The 1515-nt window shown below is 70.0% G+C and carries 1 protein-coding gene; it reads left to right on the top strand.

From position 1 onward, the window contains the following. Positions 1-94 precede the first annotated feature (94 nt). Positions 95-1515, top strand: a 1421-nt coding sequence (locus tag AC1Q49_RS05350) for a primosomal protein (protein ID WP_492491149.1), incomplete at its 3' end; no start/stop codon positions are given.

Genomic DNA, 1515 nt, shown 5'->3' on the forward strand with positions numbered 1-1515 from the left:
GGGAGAGTAGGACACCGCCGGACTTCATTTCAGGAAATGGCCACCCAACGCTGGGTGGCCATTTCCCGTTAACAGACCGAGAGGAACCCCTTCGATGGCACAGGAGCGCGATCCCGACAACAAGGATGCGAACGCCGAGCGCCGTGGGAGGAACTCGGACCCGCAGCGCGGAGGGCAGCGTCCCTCTTCTTCGCGCCCACCGCGGGAGGGCGAGCGCAAGCCATATGCCTCGCGTGATGGGGAGCGGAAGCCGTACGCGAAGCGCGACAGTGACCGGAAGCCGTACGCGTCCCGTGATGGGGAGCGTAAGCCGTACGCGTCCCGTGATGGGGAGCGTAAGCCGTACGCGTCACGTGACGGTGAGCGTAAGCCGTACGCCTCGCGCGATGGGGAGCGTAAGCCGTATGCGCCGCGCGACGGTGAGCGGAAGCCGCACGCCTCGCGCGACGGTGAGCGCAAGCCCTACCCGAAGCGCGACGGTGAGCGGAAGCCGTATGCGCCCCGTGATGGGGAGCGCAAGCCCTACGCGTCGCGCGACGGTGAGCGCAAGTCCTACGCGTCGCGCGATGGTGACCGCAAGCCGTACCCGAAGCGCGATGGTGAGCGGAAGCCGTATGCCTCGCGCGACGGGGAGCGCAAGCCGTACCCGAAGCGCGACGGTGACCGTAAGCCGTATGCGTCCCGCGATGGGGAGCGTAAGCCTTACGCCTCGCGCGACGGTGAGCGCAAGCCCTACGCGAAGCGCGACGGCGAGCGGACGTCGCGTCCGCCGCAGGGGTCGGAGCGCCGCACCGGCCCCGTCGGTCCGCAGCTGCCCGACGACGTCACCCCTCAGGATCTGCCGACATCGGCTCGCAACGAGCTCAAGACCCTCTCGAAGGAGAACGCCGAGCAGGTCGCCCGTCACCTGGCGATGGCCGCGCGTCTGATCGACGACGACCCCGCGCTGGCGCACGAGCACGCTCTCGCCGCCTCCCGCAGCGCGGGCCGCATCGCGATCGTCCGGGAGACCGTGGCGATCACGGCCTACGCGCTCGGCGACTTCGCCCTCGCGGTGCGGGAGCTGCGCACCTACCGCCGTATCTCCGGTCGTGACGACCAGATCGCTCTGCTCGTCGACAGCGAGCGGGGCGTCGGTCGCGCTGACCGTGCTCTCGAAGTGGGACGCGCGGTCGACCGGTCTGCGCTCACCACCGAGGCGCGCGTCGAGCTCGCGATCGCGATGTCGGGCGCCCGGCTCGATCTCGGCGAGACCGAGCGAGCGCTGCAGGAGCTCGACATCCCGGAGCTCGACCCGGATCGTGCGTTCACGTGGAGTCCGGGCCTCTTCGCTGCGCGAGCGGCGGTGCTGGAGGAGCTCGGTCGTCTCGACGAGGCCCAGCAGTGGCAGCGTCGTGCCGACGTCGCCGCCGAGGCTCTCGGCGCCGTGGACGCGGACCTCGAGGTGATCGAGATCGACGAGGTCGAGGAGATCGCCCTGCCGCTCGACGAGGATGAGCAGCACGTCGACGTCGA

It is taken from the genome of Microbacterium sp. MPR-TSA4 (assembly GCF_058792815.1).